This window comes from Candidatus Zymogenus saltonus, from assembly GCA_016929395.1.
In the GTDB taxonomy this organism is placed as follows: domain Bacteria; phylum Desulfobacterota; class Zymogenia; order Zymogenales; family Zymogenaceae; genus Zymogenus; species Zymogenus saltonus.
This window is the reverse complement of sequence record JAFGIX010000001.1, coordinates 13,908-34,368: the sequence shown is the minus strand read 5'-3', so window position 1 is coordinate 34,368 and position 20,461 is coordinate 13,908. Positions and strand designations below refer to the sequence as shown.

The following is a 20,461-nucleotide window of genomic DNA, read 5'->3' as shown; positions in this document are numbered from 1 at the left end:
AAGGGGCGGCCTAAAACCGCCCCTGTTTTTTTATAAACGAAAAAGTATATATCTATCAGTCCACCCCGCCTAAGGCGCAACCTCGCTCTTTACGTCGACCATGACCTCGCCTGTCGGCATAACCTTAACGTTGTGCCACACGAGGTCCTTCTTCGCCGGGCCCTTCTTTACGCCGCCCTTGCCGTCGAACACCGAGGCGTGACACGGGCAGAGGAAGGAGCCGTCCGCCTGCCTCTCCACGAGACACCCGAAATGGGTGCACTTCCCGGACATGGCGCTGAAGCTATCCCCCTTCCGAAATACGAAGATCTTCTCCCCCTCGATCACATTGAACCCCCCGTCCGTGAAATCGTCCCTTTTGCCCACCGACACCCACTTCTCCTTCGAGAAGGCCGCAAGCGGCGTGAGAGCCGAGATCGATGCGATGACCGATACTATGAAGCCGATAAATCCCCTTCTGTTGACATTTCCACCACAGTTTCTATCTTTACAGCTCATTACTTCACTCCTAAAAGTATTTTGAATAAAAACACCCTTTAGTTCTACCTTCGGCAGCAATTATACCTGCTGTAATCGCTAAAAATAATCACTACCATCTTTTTCTATTTTAACCACTGATTACGCATATGTCAAGAGGATAAATTTGTAAATTTACGGGCGTGGAATTTTTACAATATATCAGAGGTTTACTGGAATCTCTCTCAATATCCATATCTCCGTAAGCGTAACGTTCGAGGAAAAGGCGTATATTTCGACGCCGCCCTCTTTCGCCTCGGAAAGCGCCACGGAGAAGCGGGGATCATTTGCACTGTTCGGGGAAAAAGAGGTCGCGTCCCCCCTCTGGGCCACGAAGAAGACCGCCGCGCGGCAGCCCTTTTCCTTCAGCATGAGAAGCTCCCTAAGGTGTTTTCTCCCCCTGATCGTCTCGGCGTCCGGGAAGAGGGCTATCGAATCCTTGACCAGTGTTACCCCCTTCACCTCGACGGCGAGGTCAGGGATGTCCTCCAAGTCAAATATATCGGCCGACCCGCTTCTGGAGAGGAGGAGGTCGAACCTGCTGTCTCCGTGCCTCCACTCCCTCTTTATCTCGTTTTAGCTTGAGAAGGGCGGAAACTTTTTATCGGCGAGGTATTCGTGGAGCATCCGGTTGACCACGCCGGAGTCTACTGATACCAATGTCCCCTCTATATCGGCGAGGATCACGGTGTATCTCGTCTTGCGGTTTGGATTGTCCGCGCGGATAAGATAGACCCTCCTCCCCACTGTCAGTATCTCCTTTAGCCTCCCGGTGTTCTGTATGTGGGCGAGAGCTACCTCTCTTCCGATCTCCACCTTTGCCATGAAGCGGTTTTCCCGTGCAACAAACCGCGCCGGAATCAGCCCGCCTCCGTACCAAACCATCTACCCGCTCAGCCGCGTCATATCTTACTTACCCCGCCCTTTGATCTTGAGCCAGGGATTTATGGTCAGGAAGCTCTCGCCCATATCAAGCGCCATCTCCCAGAGGTGGTCTGCGGTCATCGAGAAGGTCATAATTGAGGGGTCGATAAAGGGCCGGCAGGCTATGTCGAAGCTCCCCAGCACCGCCTTTGGGCTCTTGTTTCTCGACTGGATCCTCGGCTCCGTCACCATGCTGTAGCAGCCGGAGCTGAACTGGGTTATCACCTCGTCGTTTCCCTCGCGGGCGTAGTTCGCCATCACTATCATCGCGCCCATAACGTCGCCGTTTCCGTAGATGGTGACCGCCTCGGGCGGCTCCTCCTCCGTGAAATCTTTGAGGGGCCTAAAGACGATATATTGGCCCGTTGCGGGCACAAACTCGATCTCGTCCGAGAGGGCCTCCCCCAGCTCCGGGGTCTTCTTGAACCGCTCCCCCTCGATCCTCCCCGGAATCCCGTGGGACAGGAAGTGCCCGATCCCCTTCATTAGGCTCTTCTTGAATCCGAGGTAAAACGCCCCCCCGCGGCACGCCTTCCACTCCCTCGAAAAATAGACTGTTTCTCCCTTTCTCGCCATGTTAAGGAAGGGATATATGCAGACCCGGCTCTTCTTTATGGCGGTTCTTGCCCCCTTCGGCTCCAGGTCGGTGTACTGAAAGCCGACGGGAGACTCATTAAGCCCCAGCATCTCCCTGAGCAGATCCTCGAGGGCGCGGTAGTCCCCCCTTTTCAGCTTATTTGTCATAAACGGTACCTAATACCCCCAATATCTATATGACGGTTTGGATACGATTACACCATCGGTATTACTTGCGTCAAAAAGAGAGAGGGCCGACCGTGAGTGAATCTGTTTTCACCCTTCGGCGCCCCCAAGAAATCACTCTGCCTAAAACGACAATTTTATTGCTTTATCTATAGAAACAGGGCCGGTCGGATTAGCCTCAGCATAGCGCTCCCCTATACGCTTTACATTTGCTGTAAGTCAGCCTTCTTCCCCATACTTTTTCAGCGCCCCTTCGATTCGAGATTCATCAAATCCTATTATAATCTCGCCGCCGATGTTAATCACGGGAACCCTCTCACCGTTTTCGGTCAACTTCCTCATTTCGGCGAGGGCGCGCTCCTCCTTCGTCACGTCGTAATCTGTAAAATCAATCCCGGAATCCTTGAAGAACTCCCTTACCCTATTGCAATAGGGACAGGTCGGCGTGGTATAGATAACCACCTTGGATTTCCCCATCTTTGACCCCCGTATTATAAGTGTCCCCCTCGTCCACTGAGAATATCTTCCGGCCCTCTCGAAAACCGCTTTAACATGCAGCGCAAATATCGGATTGATTTAACACCTTCTCCATACATTCTACCATTATCGGGGGAGCATGTAAATATTGATTATAGAAAATTTTTAGTCAATATCTAAAGAATAAACCTTAAACCGGATGGTCCGCTCCAACCGATCGGCTCAGACGATCTCGTTTACCCTTCTCTCTATCTCGTCTCTCACCTCCCTCATAAAGGACAGAGGCGTTCCCGCCGGATCGGGGAGGTCCCAGTCCACGATCTCAGCATTGGGGATTATCGGGCACGCATTAACGCAACCCATTGTCACGACCAGATCGGGGGTAAAGGTCTTGAGGGCGTCGTTCAAGGACCTTGGGGTGATATACGCCATGTCTATCCCCACCTCCGCCATCGCCTCCGCCATTACCTCGTTGATCCTTTCGGCGGGGCTGCTGCCGGCGCTCATTGCCTCGATCCGATCGCCGTATTTATGCCTCGTGAACGCCCAGGCCATCTGGCTCCTGTAGGCGTTTTCCGTGCAGACGTAGAGCACCCTCCTCCTTTTTACAAGGGGGGTAACCATCTCTCGCGCCTTTTCCCTTACGTCCTTAATCGCCGTGGGGTGTTTCTCGATGTCTCCCGAATTTTCTATTTTTCTGTAGGTCAGCCTGTCTTGATTGCTATATAAGGCGCCCACGGCGTCGAAGAAGTACTTTGCCTCGAGAGACACCCCGGCAAAAAGGTTCTCCCCCTTCGTGGCCCCCAGCGCCAAAAGGAGGCCCTTTCTGACGTTTACGCCCGGGTCGTCGAGCTTGAGCACGTAGCGCCTCGCCCAGAGCGCCTGGGCGCGATCCACGACCGCCTTTACCATCCCGGTTAGGCCGTAGAAGAAGACCGGGCTCGCCAGGACGACGAGGTCAGCCCTCCGAAGGAGGGGGTATATCTTCTGCATGTCGTCGTCTATGACGCAGTAGCCCTCCTCCTCGCATTTGCGGCACTCGATGCAGTGGGAGATATTCATCTTCCCAACATCTATTTTAATCGTTTCGGCGCCGAGTTTTTCCGCCTCGTCAAGAAAGGCCGAGAGGAGGCGGTCGGTGTTCCCGCCGCTCCTGGGGCTTCCCTGAAATCCAATAACGAGCATAATATCTCCATTTGTGTGAATTTAAAGAGTCAAAACCGATTTTTTAGGAATGGCCGGCATTTCCCAATTCCAAATCTATTCTACCATTCAAAACCGGATAAAGGAATCTCTTATATTCGGTTATTTTTAACAACTGGTGGGAACTATTCTGTCATTCCCAAGATTATTGGGAATCCAATATTCAGTCATTCCCAACTTGACTGGGAATTTATTCTGTCATTCCCAGCTCGACTGGGAATCCAGCCTGTCCCTGCGTATGCAGGGATTGATATTATTATGGATTCCCGCTTTCCAAGGGAATGACAATATAATAGTTCTTCTTTATTCCCGATTCTTAAGGAAATGACGAATTACAATCCGGCTTGTAAGATATAACATTTTATCAATAATACAGCGTGGATCACAATCAAGAAATCCTGTTCCGCCTCCACACGCCCCTCAGCCTCAAGGAGTTACCCACCACCGAGACGGAGCTGAACGCCATAGCCGCCGCCGCAAAGACGGGACTCAAAAATATCCCGAAGATCGGGTAGAGAACTCCCGCCGCCACGGGGATGCCGAGACTGTTGTAGAAGAATGCCCAGAAGAGGTTCTGCTTGATCGCCCTCATGGTGAGCTTCGACAAGATTATTGAGTTCGGCACGTTCATTAGATCTTCTTTTATGAGGGTGATGTCGGAGGCCTCTATGGCGACGTCCGTTCCGGCGCCTATGGCGATGCCGGTGTCCGCCTGAGCCAGTGCCGGGGCGTCGTTTATGCCGTCGCCCACCATCGCCACGAATCTCCCGCCGCCGTTGTCCCCTTTAAGCCTCTCGATCTCCCTCGCCTTGTCGGCGGGGAGGACACCGGAGAAGACCCTCTCGATCCCCACCTCTTTCCCGATAGCCCTTGCGGTGGCCTCGTTGTCCCCCGTGATCATCCCGACGTCAAGCCCCATATCCTTGAGGGCCGCGACCGCTCCCTTCGCGCTCGCCTTAGGCTCGTCGCGGATCGCCAGGAATCCGAGGACTTCGCCCTCTTCCGAGACGAAGACGACCGTCTTCCCCTCCCTAAGAATCTCCTTCGATCTTTGAAAGAGTCGATCGGGAACCTTGTCGCCCTCCGACACGAGATTCAGGCTCCCCACCGTAACCCTCTTTCCCCCATTGATGTTTACGGTGGCCACAGCCCCGAGTCCCGTCAACGCCTCGAAACCGTAGGCGGGAAGAGGATTGATCTTCTCGTCCTTGCCCCTCTTCACTATCGCCCCGGCGAGGGGGTGCTCGGAGAGCGCCTCTACCGACACAGCGGCGGCAATAAGCCTCTTTTCGTCCACGCCCTCGTTGGCCACCACATCGGTAACCACGGGCTCCCCCTTGGTCAGCGTTCCGGTCTTGTCGAAGACAACGGTGTTAAGCCTGTATATCTTTTCGAGGCTCTCCCCCCCCTTTATTAGTATCCCGCTCTCTGCCCCAAGGCCGGTGCCCACCATGATCGCCGTGGGTGTGGCAAGCCCCATGGCGCACGGGCACGAGATTATCAGGACGGAGACGAAGTTCAGAAGCGCCCTGGAGAGATCGTGCCCCGGGACGAAGAAAAACCATATCAAGAAGGTTGCTGTGGCGATCGTAATCACCGCCGGGACGAAGATCGAAGCCACCCTGTCGGCCAGCCGCTGGATGGGCGCCTTCGACCCCTGCGCCTCCTCCACGAGCCTGATTATCTGGGATAATGCGGTATCCACCCCAACCCTCGTCGCCCTGAACTTGATGCTCCCTGAACTGTTGAGCGTGGCGCCGAAGACCTCGCTTCCCTCGATCTTCTCGACCGGAAGGCTCTCGCCCGTGAGCATTGACTCGTCCACGTAGGACGACCCGGAGACTACGACCCCGTCGGTGGGGATCTTCTCCCCGGGCCTGACGAGAATAGTATCTCCCGGAAGGAGCTCCTCCACCAGGACATCTTCATCGACGCCGTCTCTTATCACTCTTGCGGTCTTTGCTCGAAGGTCAAAGAGCCTCCTTATGGCGGAGCTCGCCTTCCCCTTCGCCTTCGCCTCCAAGAGCCTACCCAGAAGGATCAGTGTCACGATCATCGCCGCGCCGTCGAAATAGACGTGATGGGCGGCGTCCGCCCTCGCAAAGAATCCGGGGAAGAAAATCACCGCCGCGGAATAGAGATACGCGGAGAGAGAGCCTATAGCCACGAGCGTGTTCATGTCTGAGGTCCCCTTCAGGAGGGCCTTGACGGCGCCAGTGAAAAATCGGCTCCCCACCCAGAAGAGGACGGGTGTCGTGAGCAGAAGGAGGGAAAGCATCAGAATTCCCTTGTCGATATTTGCCACAAAGGGAAAGAGTCCCGGCATCGAGCCGACGAAGATGACCGCGGAGAGGGCTGCGCCGACGACGAATTTAACGGTCAGCCGGCGTATCTCCCTCTTCTTTTCCGCCTCGAGGGGGTCCTCCGCCATCTCCACCGCGACCCCGAGGAACTCGTACCCGGCCTTGGATACCGCCTCCTTAAGCTCCCTCAAGCCGGTTTTTTTAGGATCGTAGGTCACGGATGCCCTGTTCGTCGCGAGGTTGACCGAAGCCCCCGATACGCCCTCGACCTTCGACACAGCCCTTTCTACCCTCATCACGCAGGCGGCGCAGGTCATGCCGCCCACGGAGAAGATGATCGATTTTTCCTCCGATCCGCCCAGCTCGATCGTATCGACGACCTTATAGCCGAGGTCGGAGACCCTCTTTTCCATCTCCCGTGTGGTTACCCTGTCCGGGTCATAGGATACGGTGGCCTTGTCCGAGGCGAGGTTTATCTCGGCGCTCTCGACCCCGTCAAGCTCCTTAAGCCCCTTTTCGAGACGGACGACACAGCTTGCGCACTCCATCCCCGAGACCTTGAACGCCACCCTATCCGACTTCATATCCCGCATCCTCCACAACCTCCCGAACCACGTCCATATCCACAGTGCCGTATTCGTCAAACGTCGCCTCTCCCATCTCGAGGCTCACCGATACGTTCTCGACCCCGTCAACACCCTCCAAGGCCTCGGTCACCGCCTTCACGCAGTGCCCGCACGACATCCCTTTTATCTTTATTGTCCTCATGGCTAGTCCTCCATCATTGTGTATTTGGAAAAACCATACTTTTTTGGTACGATATTCTTTACTAAGTTAGTAATCTTTACTATAATATAATCCCTTTCCCCCCATTAATCAAGGGATGGCGGCAATTGCCGTCAACTTTAGGCTTGACATAATGAATAATAATGGTAGTGTTACAGCTAATATTCCAATAAAACTGTAAAGGAAATTGAACCTATGGAAAATCCCTTACATCTAACTCACCTTATTCTCCTCTCGCTATTCTACATCTTCTTTCCGGCCTTTCTCATCTACTTCGCCCAGAGATACCCGATAATCGATAAGATCGGCACGGCCATAATCTGCTACGGCATGGGGATGGCAATGAGCCTGATATGGGCGGTTCCTGAGAACGCGGGGGGCGTTCAGGAGATATTCATGACGATTACGGTGCCTTTGGCCATCCCCCTGATGCTCTTCAGCATGGACATAAGAAAGTGGCTCAGGCTTGCGCCGAGAACCCTTATATCCCTAATCCTGATGGTCTTCTCGGTCCTTGCGGTGACCACCATAGGATTCATGATCTTCAGGGACTCCATACAGGGCGGCGAGGCGTGGAAGGTGGCCGGAATGCTCGTCGGGGTATACACCGGAGGAACCCCAAATCTCAGCGCCATCGGGCTGGGTCTCAAGGCTTCGGAGGAGGTGATCGTCCTGACAAGCACCGCCGACATGCTGGCGTGCACGCCCTGGTTCTTCTTTATCCTCCTCTTCGGCCAGAGGTTTATGAACCTCTTTCTCCCGAAGTTCGAGAAATCGGGCGCAAAGATGGATGCGTCAGGGGGAGACATGAAGGCGGAAGACATCCCAGAGTCCAGCGACTTCAGCGACTACAGGGGGATATTTACCAATAAGATCGTTCGTCCCCTGTCCCTTATGCTCCTCCTTTCGGTCGGCATCTTTGCGGTGGGGGGTGTGCTTTACAGCATCCTGCCCAAGGAGTATAACATGGCGGTGTTGATGCTTACAATCACGACCCTCGGTATCGCGGCTTCCTTCTTAAAGCGGGTAAGGGACACCAAGATGACCTTTCAAATGGGGCAATACTTTATACTAATATTCTGCCTCGTCGTCGGCTCGATGGCGGACATCAACAAGCTATTTACGGCGGCGATGGATATTGTCCTGTACACCTGTCTTGCCGTCTACGGCTCGTGGATTATGCACATGCTGCTTTCGGCGATATTCAGGATAGACACCGACACCACCATTATAACAGCAACGTCGGCGCTCTTTTCGCCGCCGTTCGTGCCGGTCGTCGCCAGCGCCCTCAAGAACAAGGAGGTGATCATCTCCGGCCTCACTACCGGCATCATAGGCTACGCCATCGGAAACTACCTGGGGATCCTTCTTTCGCCCCTGTTGCTGAAGATACCTTAACGGGCGGCGATCCGTAACCGTGATCTCGGATTGCCGGATGGCCTGCAAAACTGATTTTTTAATACGGGGAGGGGCGCTGCTTGAAGATTTCAGCTTCCTCCCCTCTTTCTTGTGTAAACAAAGAAATAGAGGCCGTAGATAAGTGGCGGGAGGAAGAGCGTCAGGGGAACCGTGATGTGGTTGATTATAGGCATGGTGCCGTCAAGTCCCAGGGCCGGAAACCTCCCGTGGCTCCCGAAGACAAGGGCGATGTCGTGCATGGGTCCTGCGAAGAACATAATCGAGATTACGATGGTGTAGACGGATTCGAGGTAGAATATGGGAGGTGTCCACGTTTCGATTTTACCCGCGTCTATCCTGGATCTGAAGGCCAGAGTGAGGACGAGGCCTGGGAGAAGAAGGGGGGCCAATATCCACCAGCCGATGGTGAGTTCGTAGCTGACAAGATAGAGGATCGAAAGCGCCGATACTGAGATGATCATCAAGGCGAGAAAGACGGCTTTTATAAGGAGGAGATACCCGAATATCCTTTCAAACGACGTCTTCATCTCTCTATTCCTGATTTAAAGCCTTTAAGAGGAAGCTGGGGGCTCAATCGCCCTGTTTTGACTTCCGCACCGCCCGATATTGACGATATTGCAATATTGAAAATCGGGTGAAAATCGGGGCAAAACAAAGTGAACTATTACGATCTCGATTGCGATTACGATTGTGATTGCGATTACGTTTGCGATTAATATTATAGCGGAGGGAAGGATGAAAAGCTACCGAAAAGAGCTCTGGTTCGAAGTCCCCGCCAGGAGGGGGTTCGTGAACATCACCCCGGACGTTACGAAGTGCGTCATGGAGAGCGGTGTGAAGGACGGGCTCTGTCTCGTCAACGCAATGCACATCACGGCGTCCGTCTTCATAAACGACAACGAGTCCGGGCTCCACAGCGATTTCGACAAGTGGCTGGAAGGGCTGGCGCCACACGAGCCGGTAAGTCAGTACAGGCACAACGTGGGCGAGGACAACGCCGACGCCCACCTGAAGCGGACGATCATGGGAAGGGAGGTGGTGGTCGCCATAACCGACAGCAGGCTCGACTTCGGCCCCTGGGAGTCGATCTTCTACGGGGAGTTCGACGGCAGGAGGAGAAAGCGCGCCCTCGTGAAAATCATAGGCGACTGACGGCGAAGGGTAAACGGCCTTTTCAACTTCATTCAGAAGGTAAAATGACAAGCGTAAAGGGGTGCGTCTTCTGCGAGATGCCGGAAGATAAAAAGATATTGAGAGAAGAGTTGATCTTTGCCTGCCTGGACAAGTACCCGGTGGCGCCGGGACACACACTGATTGTAACCAAGAGGCACGTGGCAAACTGGTTTGAGGCGTCCAAGGAGGAGCGCAGGGCCATCGACAACGCGATCCTTGCGCTCAAGGAGATGCTCGACAGAGAGCACAGGCCTGACGGGTACAACATCGGGGTAAACATAGGCCGAGCCTCCGGCCAGACCATCGACCACCTCCACGTCCACCTGATCCCGAGATACAAAGGGGACGTATACGACCCGTGGGGGGGCGTCAGGGGCGTGATCCCGGAAAAAAGGCTCTACCCGAAGGGGTAAAGCCTCATACTTATTTTCGCCCCGTTAAAAATTTAAGACAGAGGCTGCTGGATTGCCTCTTTAAGGCAAAACTGGCGGCCGTGAGATCGAAACAAAAATTGTCCCTCCCTATCCCTCCCGCTCGGCCTTTATCATCTTGTCGATCTCGAGGGAGATCATCCTGTTTACGACCTCCCTCTTTATCCCGCCGATGCTGTAGAGGGCGTCCACGTAGCTGAAATAGTAGCTCTCCGCGATGACGCCGGAGACCACGTCCATGAGCCTCTTGAACGCCCCGTATATCCTCGTCGCCTCCTCTTTCTCGAACGTCTCGATGCACTTCTTTAAAAAAAGCTGCTCGACAAGGCTCATAATTCCCAGCATAAACGAGTTCGGCACCCCCCTCTTTATGTGGAGGAGGCCCACAACCCAGAGGTTTTTGAGGAAATCGTCGGTGATGTCCCCCTTGAAGGCGGAGGTGAGCCATCCCTTCAGGGTCTTCTCCCTCTCCTGCCTCTCCCCCTCCCCGAATATCTTCGCCGTCCGATCGTAACCGAAGAGGGTATCGTAAAAAGATTTAACGAATTCATCCGCCCACGGGGCGGTCTTTTCGGAAAACTCCCTCAGAGTCTCCCTGTCCGCTTCGGAATATCCGGTCAGCCTGATCAAGTCCTTCAATACTTGTTCCTTCATAGTATCCCTTTCATAGATTGGAAAAGCTTCTATTTAATATTAATTACTCTTACTATTATAATCTGGCCCCTATTGTTGTCAAGACATTTCTGTATTTTTTAAAAATTTTATTCGGCCTTTAAGATGAGCTGTTGAGGTTGGAGGTCTTGACGGACGAGGAGGGGAGACGGACGACCGCCTCAGGGCTTCCCGTCCACGCCTGTTTCGATCGATAGCCTATTTGAGAAAAGATTTGATTCTTGATCGGATCAGTATTGGATATCGAAAGAATCTATGGGGAGGAGATCGATATCGAACACGTTTACCTCAAGGATATTGCCCGATGCCGTAACCGTGCAGAAGTGGTGCTTTCTGACATAGAGCTCGCTGTAGTCGCTCGCCTTCTTTCGCGCGTACAGGGGGGCGCCGCCTCCCCCGGTCGTCACGAAATGGATGTCGTTGTATCTCAGCCTCTCGTAAGCGTGGACGTGGCCCGCGAAGACAAGCCTCACACCGTGCTCCCCGAAGATGGGAAGGAGAATCTCCCCCCACCCCTTTTCGTCGGCGGTGTGTCCCCCCGCCTCGCTCGCGAAGATCGGGTGGTGAAAGATCGGCACGATGAACTTCGTCCCATCCGGGAGGTTTTCGAGGTCCGACATGAACCACAGGTACTGCGCGGAGCCGGGGCCGATATCGCTTCCGCTGTCGAGGACTATGAAGTGAATCCCGTTTCTATCGACCGAGTACCACGAAAGGTCTCCCGGAACGCCTGCGTTTGTAAGGAAGGTCTTAGGGCTCCCGTCGTGGTTTCCCCTGACAGGGTAGAAGGCCGACTCCGCCCTTATCCTCGATACGATCTCGTTGTACCTGTTCCACTGCGAGACGTTCGACGATATCGTAACGAGGTCCCCGGTGTTGAAGACCGCGGCGGGTTCAAGCGTCATGAACGCATCCACGATCCTCTCGTGGACAGCGTGGCCGTACCGGCTGTCCCCGTAGACGACGACAGGACCCCGGCCTTTGTCCTCCGCGGCAAAGGATATACCGGAAAGGGCAAACAAAAGGAAACAAACCGCCGCAATCCGCCACCTTCTTCCTGGAGACCAAGGGCTGTTATCATCGACTAAATTTTTATCCATCCTGAAGACTCTTTATAAATATGACTGTTACTATTGTAACTATTCTCCATGGATATTCAAGGATTTTTTAATAGGAAAGCTTTAGAAAAAAAGGGGGCTCTTGCCCTTAACACAAACAAGCCCCCTCTCATCAGATAAGAGGGGGCTTGTCCAGTTTTATATTTTTTATCGCCGTTTAAGTTATCGACTAAATCTTTAAACCGACCTCAAGGATATACCTAAAGGCCCATCAGCCTCGAAATTATCAGCTTCATGATCTCGGTCGTGCCGGCGTAGATGGTATGCACCCTGACGTCCCGAAAGAGGCGGGCGATCAGATACTCCTCCATATAGCCGTATCCGCCGTGGAGCTGTACGCCATTCTGGACAATGCGGTTCGCCATCTCGCAGACCCAGTATTTGGCCATAGAGACCTGCTTGACAACGTCCTTGCCCTCCATGTGATCCATCGTCAGCTTTTCGAGGAACGTCCTTCCCAGCTCTATATCCGTAGCCATCTCGGCGAGCTTGAAGGAGTTGTGCTGGAAGCGGGAGATGGGCCTCCCGAAGGCCTCACGGCTCCTGCAGTATTCGAGAGTAACCCTCATGGCTTCTTCCGCAAGCACTTGGGAGCCCCACGACGCAAAGAGTCTTTCCTGCTGGAGCTTCTCCATCAAATACCTGAATCCCGCCCCCTCCTCGCCCAGAAGGTTTTCCGCAGGCACAAAGCAGTCCTCGAAGAACATCTCGGCGGTGTCCTGGCTCTTCATGCCGATCTTGTCGAATTTCTGTCCCTTGTTGAAGCCGGGGGTGCCGTCTTCCACCACAATAAGGCTTATGCCTGCGTACGGCGGATCCGCCTTCGGGTCGGTCTTCGCGGCGACGATGCAGAGATCGCAGTTTATGCCGTTTGAGATGAAGGTCTTCTGACCGTTTATGAGATACCCGCCGTCCTTCTTTACGGCCGTGGACTTTATCGCGGCAAGGTCGGAGCCGGTGTTAGGCTCGGTCATGGCCACGGCTGTGATTATATCACCGCTGGCGCAGCCGGGGAGCCACTTCTTCTTCTGCTCTTCGTTTCCGTAAGTATAAATATATGGAACGACCACATCGCTGTGAAGGCCGATGGCAAAGCCTGACTGTTTTGTCTTGGCAATCTCTTCTAAGGTGATAATCGAGTATTCAAAGCCGACGCCGGAACCTCCATATTCCTCCGGAAGCCATGAGCAGAGAAAACCCTGCGCCCCGAAATCCTTCCAGGCCTGTTTAGGGACGATCCCCTTCTCCTCCCACTCATCTGCGTAGGGAGTTACGTTGTCGGCGAAATACTTGGCCAACGCATCCCTGAATATTCGGTGCTCTTCAGTGTAAATCTTTTCCAACAGTGACATTTCTTACCTCCTAAGTTACAGAACATGTGGATTCCACATAAATTTACATACAGTATCAGTCGCTAAATCGGGTCGTAAGATAAAAATCAAATAACATGCAGATTCCCCATCCTGTTTTAGCTCAAGACCCGCATCCAATTCCTCTTTTATGTATACCAAAATATTAATGACTTTATTATGACGAAAAAATTTTACAATCAACCCCATCCTGTAACCATCAATAACCGGCCGCCCCAAATAACCGACCGCCCCACTTTTAAAAAACCTTGACCGGGTGCCTTTAACTTGTTTCCACCACCTTATTCCCCCCGGCCTTTGTAAAAAGCCTGACATCGTAGCTCTTCCAGCGGAAGGGGGTGATAAACCTGAGCTTCTTCTCCTCCAAATAGTTTTTTACGTAGCGTATCTCGGCTCTCTCCGCCTCCGTGTCGAGGAGTGCGAAGCTCGGCCTCGGATCGTGAGCCTGGGGCTCTCCCACCGACCCCGGATTGATTATGGTGACGTCCCCGCTCTTTACAACCATCGGGACGTGGGTGTGGCCCAGGATGATGTATTTATATCCGAGGGTCTCAAAGGCCTTGAAGTCGTGATATTCGGGGTAAATATATTCGCTCTTCGTATTCCACGGGCTTCCGTGCGCCATGAATATCTTTTTCCCGTCGATGCTAAGCTCCATGGAACAAGGGGTATCGTTGATCCTCTCGACAAGCCTCCTTGTTACCTCGTCCTTTCCGAAGTTATTGAAATAAAGGACCGCCATATCCTCGTGATTCCCCTTGATATAGACCACCTTGTTTTCGTCGATTATATCAAAGATCTTTTTCAGCTCGACCGCCCTTCCGGCTATATCCCCGGCAAGGAGGATCAGATCCGTCTCGGGCATCTCATCAAGGGCGGCCTTAAGCGCAACTTCGTTACCATGAACGTCGGATATTATTCCAATCAGCATAGCGTCAAATTACATAAAAAGTCCTGGGGCGAAGGATAATCCTCCGCCCCTTAGACAAAAAGACAAATCGTCTCTACTTGGTAAGAACGGGCATCATGTACGCAAAGGTATCCTGAACGCTGGTCGCCTCCTTGATCTTGGACATATCGGTGATCTTTTTCCAGTTGTCCTTTATCTCCTCTGCCTTTATATCTCTCTTCCCGTCTCCGATGATGGTTCCCTCGCCGATCATTACGGCCGTCCTGCTGTACCAGCCCATACCGGCGTTGAAGACATAACCGGAATCCTTGTTATCCTCGGATGAGAGATAGACGACCAGAGGCGTGATGAACTCCGGCCTCAATTTCTCGAAGAACTCCGGAGGCATAACATCTTCAGTAAGCCTTGACGCCGCCACCGGGGCTATTGTATTGACCAGTACGTTGTACTTGGCCCCTTCGAGCTTGAGGGTATTCATAAGTCCCAGAAGACCCATCTTCGCCGCGGAATAGTTGGACTGACCGAAGTTGCCGTAAAGGCCTGCGCCGGATGTCGTGAAGACGACACGGCCGTAATTGTTCTCCCTCATGATGGCGTATGCGGGCTGCGTTACGCAGTATGCGCCCCTCAAATGTACCGCCATAATGATGTCCCACATATCCTCTTCCATCTTCAGAAAGCTCTTGTCTCTCAGAATACCGGCGTTGTTGATTACGATATCGACCTTTCCGAAGTTGTCCACTGCGGTCTTGACGATGTTCTTGCCGCCCTCTATCGTGGCGACACTATCGTAGTTGGGGGCGGCCTCTCCGCCAGCGGCCTTGATCTCGTCTACCACGGCGTCCGCGGCGGACTTGCCCCCGCCGGTGCCGTCCCTGGCGCCGCCGAGGTCATTTACCACCACCTTACATCCCCTCTTGGCCAGCTCCAGGGCGTAGGTCTTTCCCAGGCCTGCGCCGGCACCCGTTACGATTGCCACTCTTCCATCGAATTTGATGTCTGCCATTTTCTTCTCCTGAAATGAGTTTTTATATTTTTACTTCTCAGACTCTCATTAAATCGATTTACTACTTAGACTTTAAAAAATCTTTCCATTACAGTTCCCGTCTGTCCCGAACTCCAACCACAACAGAATATTGACCTGGAATCAATCCCGGCCTCCCTTTCCCCCTCTTCAATACCCCTCTTTCCCCCTTGTTCGTCAAAGGTCGAATATTTTCATCTGCCACCCAACCCTGCCCTCCGTCTGATCTCTCCGCTTCAGCCAAGTCCCGCTTGGACGATGAAAATTGTCTGAGCAGAGAATATAATATTACGTGGATCCAGTCAATATCAAACGTTCGGAAAGCAAGCAAACAATCTAAAAGCAAGCATCCACCCATCGGGGACCGGCCATCTATTGTGATTGCCTACTCCAATTTCCCACTCCCCCCCACGTCCTCCTACGTCACTTTAAACTCCCTACCCCCCCTACGTCTCCCCCATATCCTTCCACCCCCCCAAAAAAACGGATTCGCTGCCGATCCTCCCGACTCCCCAATTTATGCCTGACGGATTTACCTGTTTGTCCCCGTCCCCGCCGGTCAATTGAAACCTTGTCTCTACATTAGAGACATTAGATCGGTAAGATCGGTCAATCCCCCATTCCCCCCGGCCGACCCCCCCGGCTTTTCCTTTACTTGCTGGGCAGTGCGGCCTTAAAGGTCCCGGTGATCTTCACCTCGCCGGTCGCGTCCGCCGTCTGGATCTCGCACTCGATGACCTTTTTGCCGCCCTCCTCCGCCTTGTTGATGACCTTTCCCGTTACGGTGACGGTCGATCTGGCGGTGGTGTTTTCCATGTCATTTATGTCGGCGGGAAACGTCATCCCTGCGAACCTGACCTTGAAGGTTTTCAGATACTTCTGAGGAATCCAGTTCGTTATCGCCTGTCCGGTGATTCCCATGATGAGCATCCCGTGGGAGATAACCGTCGGCATCCCGAACAGCTTCACGAATGTCTCATCGTGATGGAGGGGATTAAAGTCTCCCGAGGCGCCGGCATAGCGAACAAAGTGCGTTCTGGTCAAGGGGCCCGAGGTAAAAGAAGGCATCTCGTCCCCTACGTTTACGTCATCATAAAAAATTTCTTTTGCCATTTTTTCCTCCTACCTCTCTACCAGAGTTGAACGGCCCTTGATAACAAGTTCACCCTTCTGGTTTTTCATCTCTGTCTCGAGCACGGTGAACTCCATAAACTTTCCGGGCTTGTTTTTCTTCTCCTTTTCATACATGTCCGTTACCTTGGACTTGCATGAAATCACATCCCCAGGGTGAATCGGGTTAAAATACTCGTATTCCTCTTCGCCGTGAAGCAATCTTCCGAGATTAATCCCCAATGCCGTTATCATCGGCATAAGTCCGCCTCCGGCCCAAAGGACAAAGCAGGTTTGAAAGGTGGGTGGTGCTATAATGTCGTTGTAACCCTCCTTTTTTGCGGCATCTTTATCCGCGTAGACCTGATCCACCTGGTCCTTGCCTTCTTTCTGCGATATCGCCATGGCGAACTCGGCGATCTTTCCCTTTTCCACCTCGAATGTGAATTCGGGAAACTCCATTCCCACTTTTGATTTGTCTGCCATAAAAGCCTCCTATGATAAGAAATATAGAGTGAGCTACATTATCCACATTCTAACTCTGAACATCGTCAAAACCGGTCATTATCCCGTTCATGTTTACCTTGAAGGTCTTCTCTTTTATGAAGAGACCGGAGAATATAATCCTGCAGATATCCTCCACGAGGTCTTCTATGGGAATCTCTCGCCCGAAGACAATCCAAGGGATTGATATATGCTCGATTGTCCCCAATATCATGTCTCTGGTGATGTGCGGACTTACGTCTGGGGCGATCTCCCCGTCTCTGATCCCCTCCCGAACGATGGAGAGTATCAGGTCTGAATAGAGCTTCAGGTTTTCGTAGGCCTTGCTCTTGAAATAGTCGGGCCCCCTCCTTATCTCGAGGGTCACTATCTTGGTGTAGTTCTTGTGGGTCCTGAAGTAGTGGAGCTGACACCAGATTATCTTTCTTAGCTTGTTTGTGGCCCCCTTTATCCCCTGAAGGTGATTTAGAACGAAGTCGGCGTATTCCATCGTGTTCTGCTCTGGAACCGCGAAAAGGAGGTCTTTCTTATTCTCGAAGTACTCGTATATCGTGCCCTCGGCAACGCCGGCCTCTTTGGCTATTTCGGATATGGTGGTCTCGAAGTATCCCTTTTCGGCAAAGATCATCTCCGCCGCGGCAAGTATTCTCTCCTTTTTGTCTCCCCCCTCTTTGTTGTTCTTGAGACCCCTGGCGATGCTTTTCAGGTCTTTCTGAACATCATTCATTTTCTTTGTCTTTTCAGGCATTTACAAATCCAAATAGAGGGCCTTGTTTCACATCATTTGAGTGCTGCTCAATTATATTTTTATGATTTCTTTTTGTCAAGTGATAAATATCATTAAATAAAATCATTTTTACGAAAATGCTTGACAAAACGCTCGACTTATACTTAAATACTTCCGAAGAATATTCAGTTTTCTTATCGACATCAATAAATTTGTGAATTATAGCGATTCAAGGTTAGACAGAAACAGGTATTGTTTCCGCTATTTTTAAGAAATGCAATCAATGGCAGGATGTTGAAATTCATTAAAAGGAGAAGATGAACATGGTTGGAATAACTTCATACGGAGGCTACATTCCGAGGTACAGGTTAAACCGCGGCACCGTTTTCGGTGCGATGGGGTGGTTTAATCCCGTGACCATTGCCGTTGCTCAGGGGGAAAAGTCCGTGGCCAACTACGATGAGGACAGCATCACTATGGCCGTGGCGGCGGGCCTGGACGCCCTGAACGGTATTGCGAGGGAAAAGATCGACGGAGTCTACATGGCGTCCACAACGCTGCCGTACAAGGAGCGCTCCTGCGCCGGAATAGCGGCATCGGCTATGGATCTTAGAGACAACATAAGATTTGCGGATTTCGCCGAGGCGGTAAAATCTGGAACTACGGCATCGTTAGCGGCGCTTGACGCCGTTAAGGCCGGAGAGGCAGAAAATATCATGGTCCTTGCATCCGACCACCGCATGGGAAGGATGGGAAGCATGGTCGAGCAGTTCTACGGAGACGGTGCGGCTTGTCTCGTTATGGGGAACAAAGACGTAATCGCTGAGTTTAAGGGATCTTACTCGGTCTCTTACGACTTTGTGGATCACTTCAGGTCGGACGACGCCCCATTTGACCGCACCTGGGAAGAGCGCTGGATCAGGGATATGGGCTACTCCAAGATAATCCCAGAGGCGCTCAAGGGACTTCTTGAAAAGACCAAGGTAAAGGCGGAAGACATTGCAAAGGTGGTCTACCCGTGCTACTTTGGACGCGACCACGCCAAGCTCGGCACGAAACTGGGCATCAAGCCGGAGGCAATCCACGGCAACATGCACGCCGAGACGGGAGACACCGGAGCGGCGCATCCCCTTGTGATGATGGCAAGCGCCCTTGCCGACGCCAAGCCCGGAGACAAGATCATCATGGCGAGCTTCGGGAGCGGGTCGGACGCCCTCCTCTTCGAGGTGACCGACAACATCAAGAAGCTCAAGGGAATCAAAGGAATCAAGAATTGTCTCGCCAACAGGGCGGACCTCGCCCCGTACGAGAAGTACGCCGTATTCAGGAAGCTGATCCCGATGGAGCTGGGAATCCGCGGCGAGGATCAGGCCTTCACCGCATTCAGCACGCTGTGGAGAAACAGAAGGGCCGTCATGGGGCTCGTTGGAACGAAGTGCAAAGACTGCGACACTCCCCAGTTTCCACCCCAGAGGATCTGCGTAAATCCGGATTGCGGCTCGATCGACCAGATGGAAGATTACCGCTTCTCCGACAAGGAGGGGACGATCTTTTCATACACCGGCGATATGCTCTCCTTCTCGTTCGATCCGCCTCAAATCTACGGCATCGTCAGGTTCAAGGGCGGAGGCAGGCTCTGGACCGACTTCACCGACTGCAAGCTCGAAGACGTCAAGGTCGGCCAAAAGGTAAAGTTGTCCTTCAGGAGAAAATATTACGACGACAAGAGGGGAATACACGGCTACTTCTGGAAGGCTGTACCGGTAACCGAAAATTAAAAAATAAAGTAAGGATGGAGGAAAGATAAAATGGCAAGCGGAATAAAGGATAAAGTAGCCATCCTCGGGATGGGCTGCACAAGGTTCGGGGAACGCTGGGATGTACAGGCCGAAGACCTAATGGTGGAGGCCTATACAGAGTGTATGGAGGACGCCAAGATCGAGAAAAAGGATATCGACGCCTCATGGTTCGGCTCATGCTTCGATGAGGTCAACGTGGGGAAGAGCGCCATCTCCCTTCCCATGACCTTAAAGCTCCCCTATATTGGGGCCACACGCGTGGAGAACTTCTGCGCCAGCGGAACCGAGTCTTTCAGGGGAGCGGTATACGCCGTGGCCTCGGGGGCGGCGGACATCGCCCTGGCCATGGGAGCCGAAAAACTCAAGGACACAGGCTACGGAGGTCTTCCCGACTTCGGTACCGCCATGGGGACATTCAACAGGCTGATCATGCCCAACGCCACGGCGCCGGGCTCCTTTGCGCTGATGGCCACCGGCTACTGCGCAAAATACAACGTATCCCCCGAAGACCTCAAGACGGCGCTCGCCAAGATCTCGGCAAAGAGCCACGCAAACGGGGCGAAAAATCCGAAGGCTCACCTCAGAAAAGAGGTAACCGTCGACCAGATTTTATCGGCGCCGATCATAGCATGGCCCCTGGGACTCTTCGACTGCTGCGGCGTGTCGGACGGGGCGGCCTGCGCCATCGTCACCACGCCCGAGATCGCAAAGAAGATCAAGCCGAACGAGGATCCGACCCTCGTAAAGGCCCTGCAGATCGCCATTACGTCGGGCGAGGAGATGTGGTATGACAACTGGGACGGCGCCCACGTGGAGACGACCACCCGCGCCGCCGCCAAGGCCTACGCAGAGGCGGGAGTCAAAACCCCGAGGGACGAGATAAGCATGATGGAGGTCCACGACTGCTTCTCCATCACCGAGCTCGCCACGTACGAGGATCTCCAGATATCCCCCAGAGGCAAGGCTATCGACGACATCAACGACGGATTCTACAACCTCGACGGGAAGATCCCGTGCCAGCCGGACGGCGGCCTCAAGTGCTTCGGGCACCCGATCGGCGCATCCGGCTTGAGAATGCTCTACGAGATGTACAACCAGCTCAACGGCAGGGCGGGCGACCGCCAGATCAAAGACCCGAAGCTGGGCCTTACCCACAACCTCGGCGGATTCCCGGCAATGAGCGTCTGCTCCGTAGCCATAATCGGTAAGTAAGGGTCGTATTGACAAGATAGA

The 20,461-nt window shown here is 53.1% G+C and carries 22 protein-coding genes; 5 read left to right on the top strand and 17 right to left on the bottom strand.

What is annotated here, in order from left to right; genetic code table 11:
• Window positions 1–69 precede the first annotated feature (69 nt).
• The 8 genes from JW984_00180 to JW984_00145 form a co-directional block, all read right to left on the bottom strand.
• Window positions 70–498: a Rieske (2Fe-2S) protein gene (locus JW984_00180; protein MBN1571595.1), complete on the bottom strand. Its 429-nt coding sequence runs from the start codon at window positions 496–498 to the stop codon at window positions 70–72.
• Window positions 499–678: 180 nt separating this feature from the next.
• Window positions 679–1,086: a DNA/RNA nuclease SfsA gene (locus tag JW984_00175; GenBank protein MBN1571594.1), complete on the bottom strand. Its 408-nt coding sequence runs from the start codon at window positions 1,084–1,086 to the stop codon at window positions 679–681.
• Window positions 1,087–1,092: 6 nt separating this feature from the next.
• Window positions 1,093–1,401, bottom strand: a complete 309-nt coding sequence (locus JW984_00170; GenBank protein ID MBN1571593.1) for a hypothetical protein — start codon at window positions 1,399–1,401, stop codon at window positions 1,093–1,095.
• 24 nt (window positions 1,402–1,425) lie between these two features.
• The gene (locus tag JW984_00165) at window positions 1,426–2,184 is read right to left on the bottom strand and encodes a DUF169 domain-containing protein (protein ID MBN1571592.1); all 759 of its coding nucleotides are present in this window, start codon (window positions 2,182–2,184) and stop codon (window positions 1,426–1,428) included.
• Window positions 2,185–2,421: 237 nt separating this feature from the next.
• A complete protein-coding gene (locus tag JW984_00160) occupies window positions 2,422–2,679 on the bottom strand; it encodes a glutaredoxin family protein (GenBank protein MBN1571591.1) in 258 nt (85 codons plus the stop codon).
• Window positions 2,680–2,901: 222 nt separating this feature from the next.
• A complete protein-coding gene (locus JW984_00155; protein MBN1571590.1) occupies window positions 2,902–3,864 on the bottom strand; it encodes an NAD(P)H-dependent oxidoreductase in 963 nt (320 codons plus the stop codon).
• Window positions 3,865–4,270: 406 nt separating this feature from the next.
• Window positions 4,271–6,778: a copper-translocating P-type ATPase gene (locus tag JW984_00150; GenBank protein ID MBN1571589.1), complete on the bottom strand. Its 2,508-nt coding sequence runs from the start codon at window positions 6,776–6,778 to the stop codon at window positions 4,271–4,273.
• Window positions 6,756–6,953, bottom strand: a complete 198-nt coding sequence (locus JW984_00145; protein ID MBN1571588.1) for a heavy-metal-associated domain-containing protein — start codon at window positions 6,951–6,953, stop codon at window positions 6,756–6,758. The genes JW984_00150 and JW984_00145 overlap by 23 nt, the downstream gene beginning before the upstream one ends.
• A gap of 213 nt (window positions 6,954–7,166) precedes the next feature.
• Between JW984_00145 and JW984_00140 the strand changes: the two genes are divergently transcribed.
• Window positions 7,167–8,369, top strand: coding sequence for a DUF819 family protein (locus JW984_00140; protein ID MBN1571587.1), 1,203 nt, complete (start codon window positions 7,167–7,169; stop codon window positions 8,367–8,369).
• Window positions 8,370–8,458: 89 nt separating this feature from the next.
• On the opposite strand, the gene JW984_00135 is transcribed toward JW984_00140, so the two are convergent.
• On the bottom strand, window positions 8,459–8,917 hold the full coding sequence (locus tag JW984_00135) for a hypothetical protein (protein MBN1571586.1): 459 nt from the start codon (window positions 8,915–8,917) through the stop codon (window positions 8,459–8,461).
• Window positions 8,918–9,125: 208 nt separating this feature from the next.
• Between JW984_00135 and JW984_00130 the strand changes: the two genes are divergently transcribed.
• Together JW984_00130 and JW984_00125 are read left to right on the top strand one after the other, a co-directional pair.
• Window positions 9,126–9,542 carry a YjbQ family protein gene (locus JW984_00130; GenBank protein ID MBN1571585.1) on the top strand — a complete coding sequence of 139 codons (417 nt, stop codon included), beginning with the start codon at window positions 9,126–9,128 and terminating at the stop codon, window positions 9,540–9,542.
• Between the two features lie 44 nt (window positions 9,543–9,586).
• Complete coding sequence (locus JW984_00125; protein MBN1571584.1) at window positions 9,587–9,976, top strand: HIT family protein; 390 nt, start codon at window positions 9,587–9,589, stop codon at window positions 9,974–9,976.
• Window positions 9,977–10,084: 108 nt separating this feature from the next.
• On the opposite strand, the gene JW984_00120 is transcribed toward JW984_00125, so the two are convergent.
• The 8 genes from JW984_00120 to JW984_00085 all read right to left on the bottom strand — a co-directional run bounded on the left by JW984_00120 (window position 10,085) and on the right by JW984_00085 (window position 17,450).
• The gene (locus JW984_00120; protein ID MBN1571583.1) at window positions 10,085–10,648 is read right to left on the bottom strand and encodes a hypothetical protein; all 564 of its coding nucleotides are present in this window, start codon (window positions 10,646–10,648) and stop codon (window positions 10,085–10,087) included.
• 248 nt (window positions 10,649–10,896) lie between these two features.
• Window positions 10,897–11,766, bottom strand: coding sequence for a metallophosphoesterase (locus tag JW984_00115; protein ID MBN1571582.1), 870 nt, complete (start codon window positions 11,764–11,766; stop codon window positions 10,897–10,899).
• A 218-nt stretch (window positions 11,767–11,984) separates the two neighbouring features.
• Window positions 11,985–13,136, bottom strand: coding sequence for an acyl-CoA dehydrogenase family protein (locus JW984_00110; protein ID MBN1571581.1), 1,152 nt, complete (start codon window positions 13,134–13,136; stop codon window positions 11,985–11,987).
• 280 nt (window positions 13,137–13,416) lie between these two features.
• On the bottom strand, window positions 13,417–14,085 hold the full coding sequence (locus JW984_00105) for a metallophosphoesterase family protein (protein ID MBN1571580.1): 669 nt from the start codon (window positions 14,083–14,085) through the stop codon (window positions 13,417–13,419).
• 73 nt (window positions 14,086–14,158) lie between these two features.
• A complete protein-coding gene (locus tag JW984_00100) occupies window positions 14,159–15,070 on the bottom strand; it encodes an SDR family oxidoreductase (GenBank protein ID MBN1571579.1) in 912 nt (303 codons plus the stop codon).
• Between the two features lie 669 nt (window positions 15,071–15,739).
• A complete protein-coding gene (locus JW984_00095; protein ID MBN1571578.1) occupies window positions 15,740–16,201 on the bottom strand; it encodes a dehydratase in 462 nt (153 codons plus the stop codon).
• Between the two features lie 9 nt (window positions 16,202–16,210).
• On the bottom strand, window positions 16,211–16,684 hold the full coding sequence (locus JW984_00090) for a MaoC family dehydratase N-terminal domain-containing protein (GenBank protein ID MBN1571577.1): 474 nt from the start codon (window positions 16,682–16,684) through the stop codon (window positions 16,211–16,213).
• A gap of 49 nt (window positions 16,685–16,733) precedes the next feature.
• Window positions 16,734–17,450 (bottom strand): TetR/AcrR family transcriptional regulator, encoded by a 717-nt coding sequence (locus JW984_00085; protein MBN1571576.1) that lies wholly within the window; start codon window positions 17,448–17,450, stop codon window positions 16,734–16,736.
• 302 nt (window positions 17,451–17,752) lie between these two features.
• Here JW984_00085 and JW984_00080 point away from each other — a divergent pair, with 302 nt between their 5' ends.
• Together JW984_00080 and JW984_00075 are read left to right on the top strand one after the other, a co-directional pair.
• Window positions 17,753–19,207 (top strand): hydroxymethylglutaryl-CoA synthase family protein, encoded by a 1,455-nt coding sequence (locus JW984_00080; protein ID MBN1571575.1) that lies wholly within the window; start codon window positions 17,753–17,755, stop codon window positions 19,205–19,207.
• A gap of 30 nt (window positions 19,208–19,237) precedes the next feature.
• Entirely contained in the window at window positions 19,238–20,440 is a 1,203-nt protein-coding gene (locus JW984_00075) for an acetyl-CoA acetyltransferase (GenBank protein ID MBN1571574.1), read from the top strand.
• Window positions 20,441–20,461 lie beyond the last annotated feature (21 nt).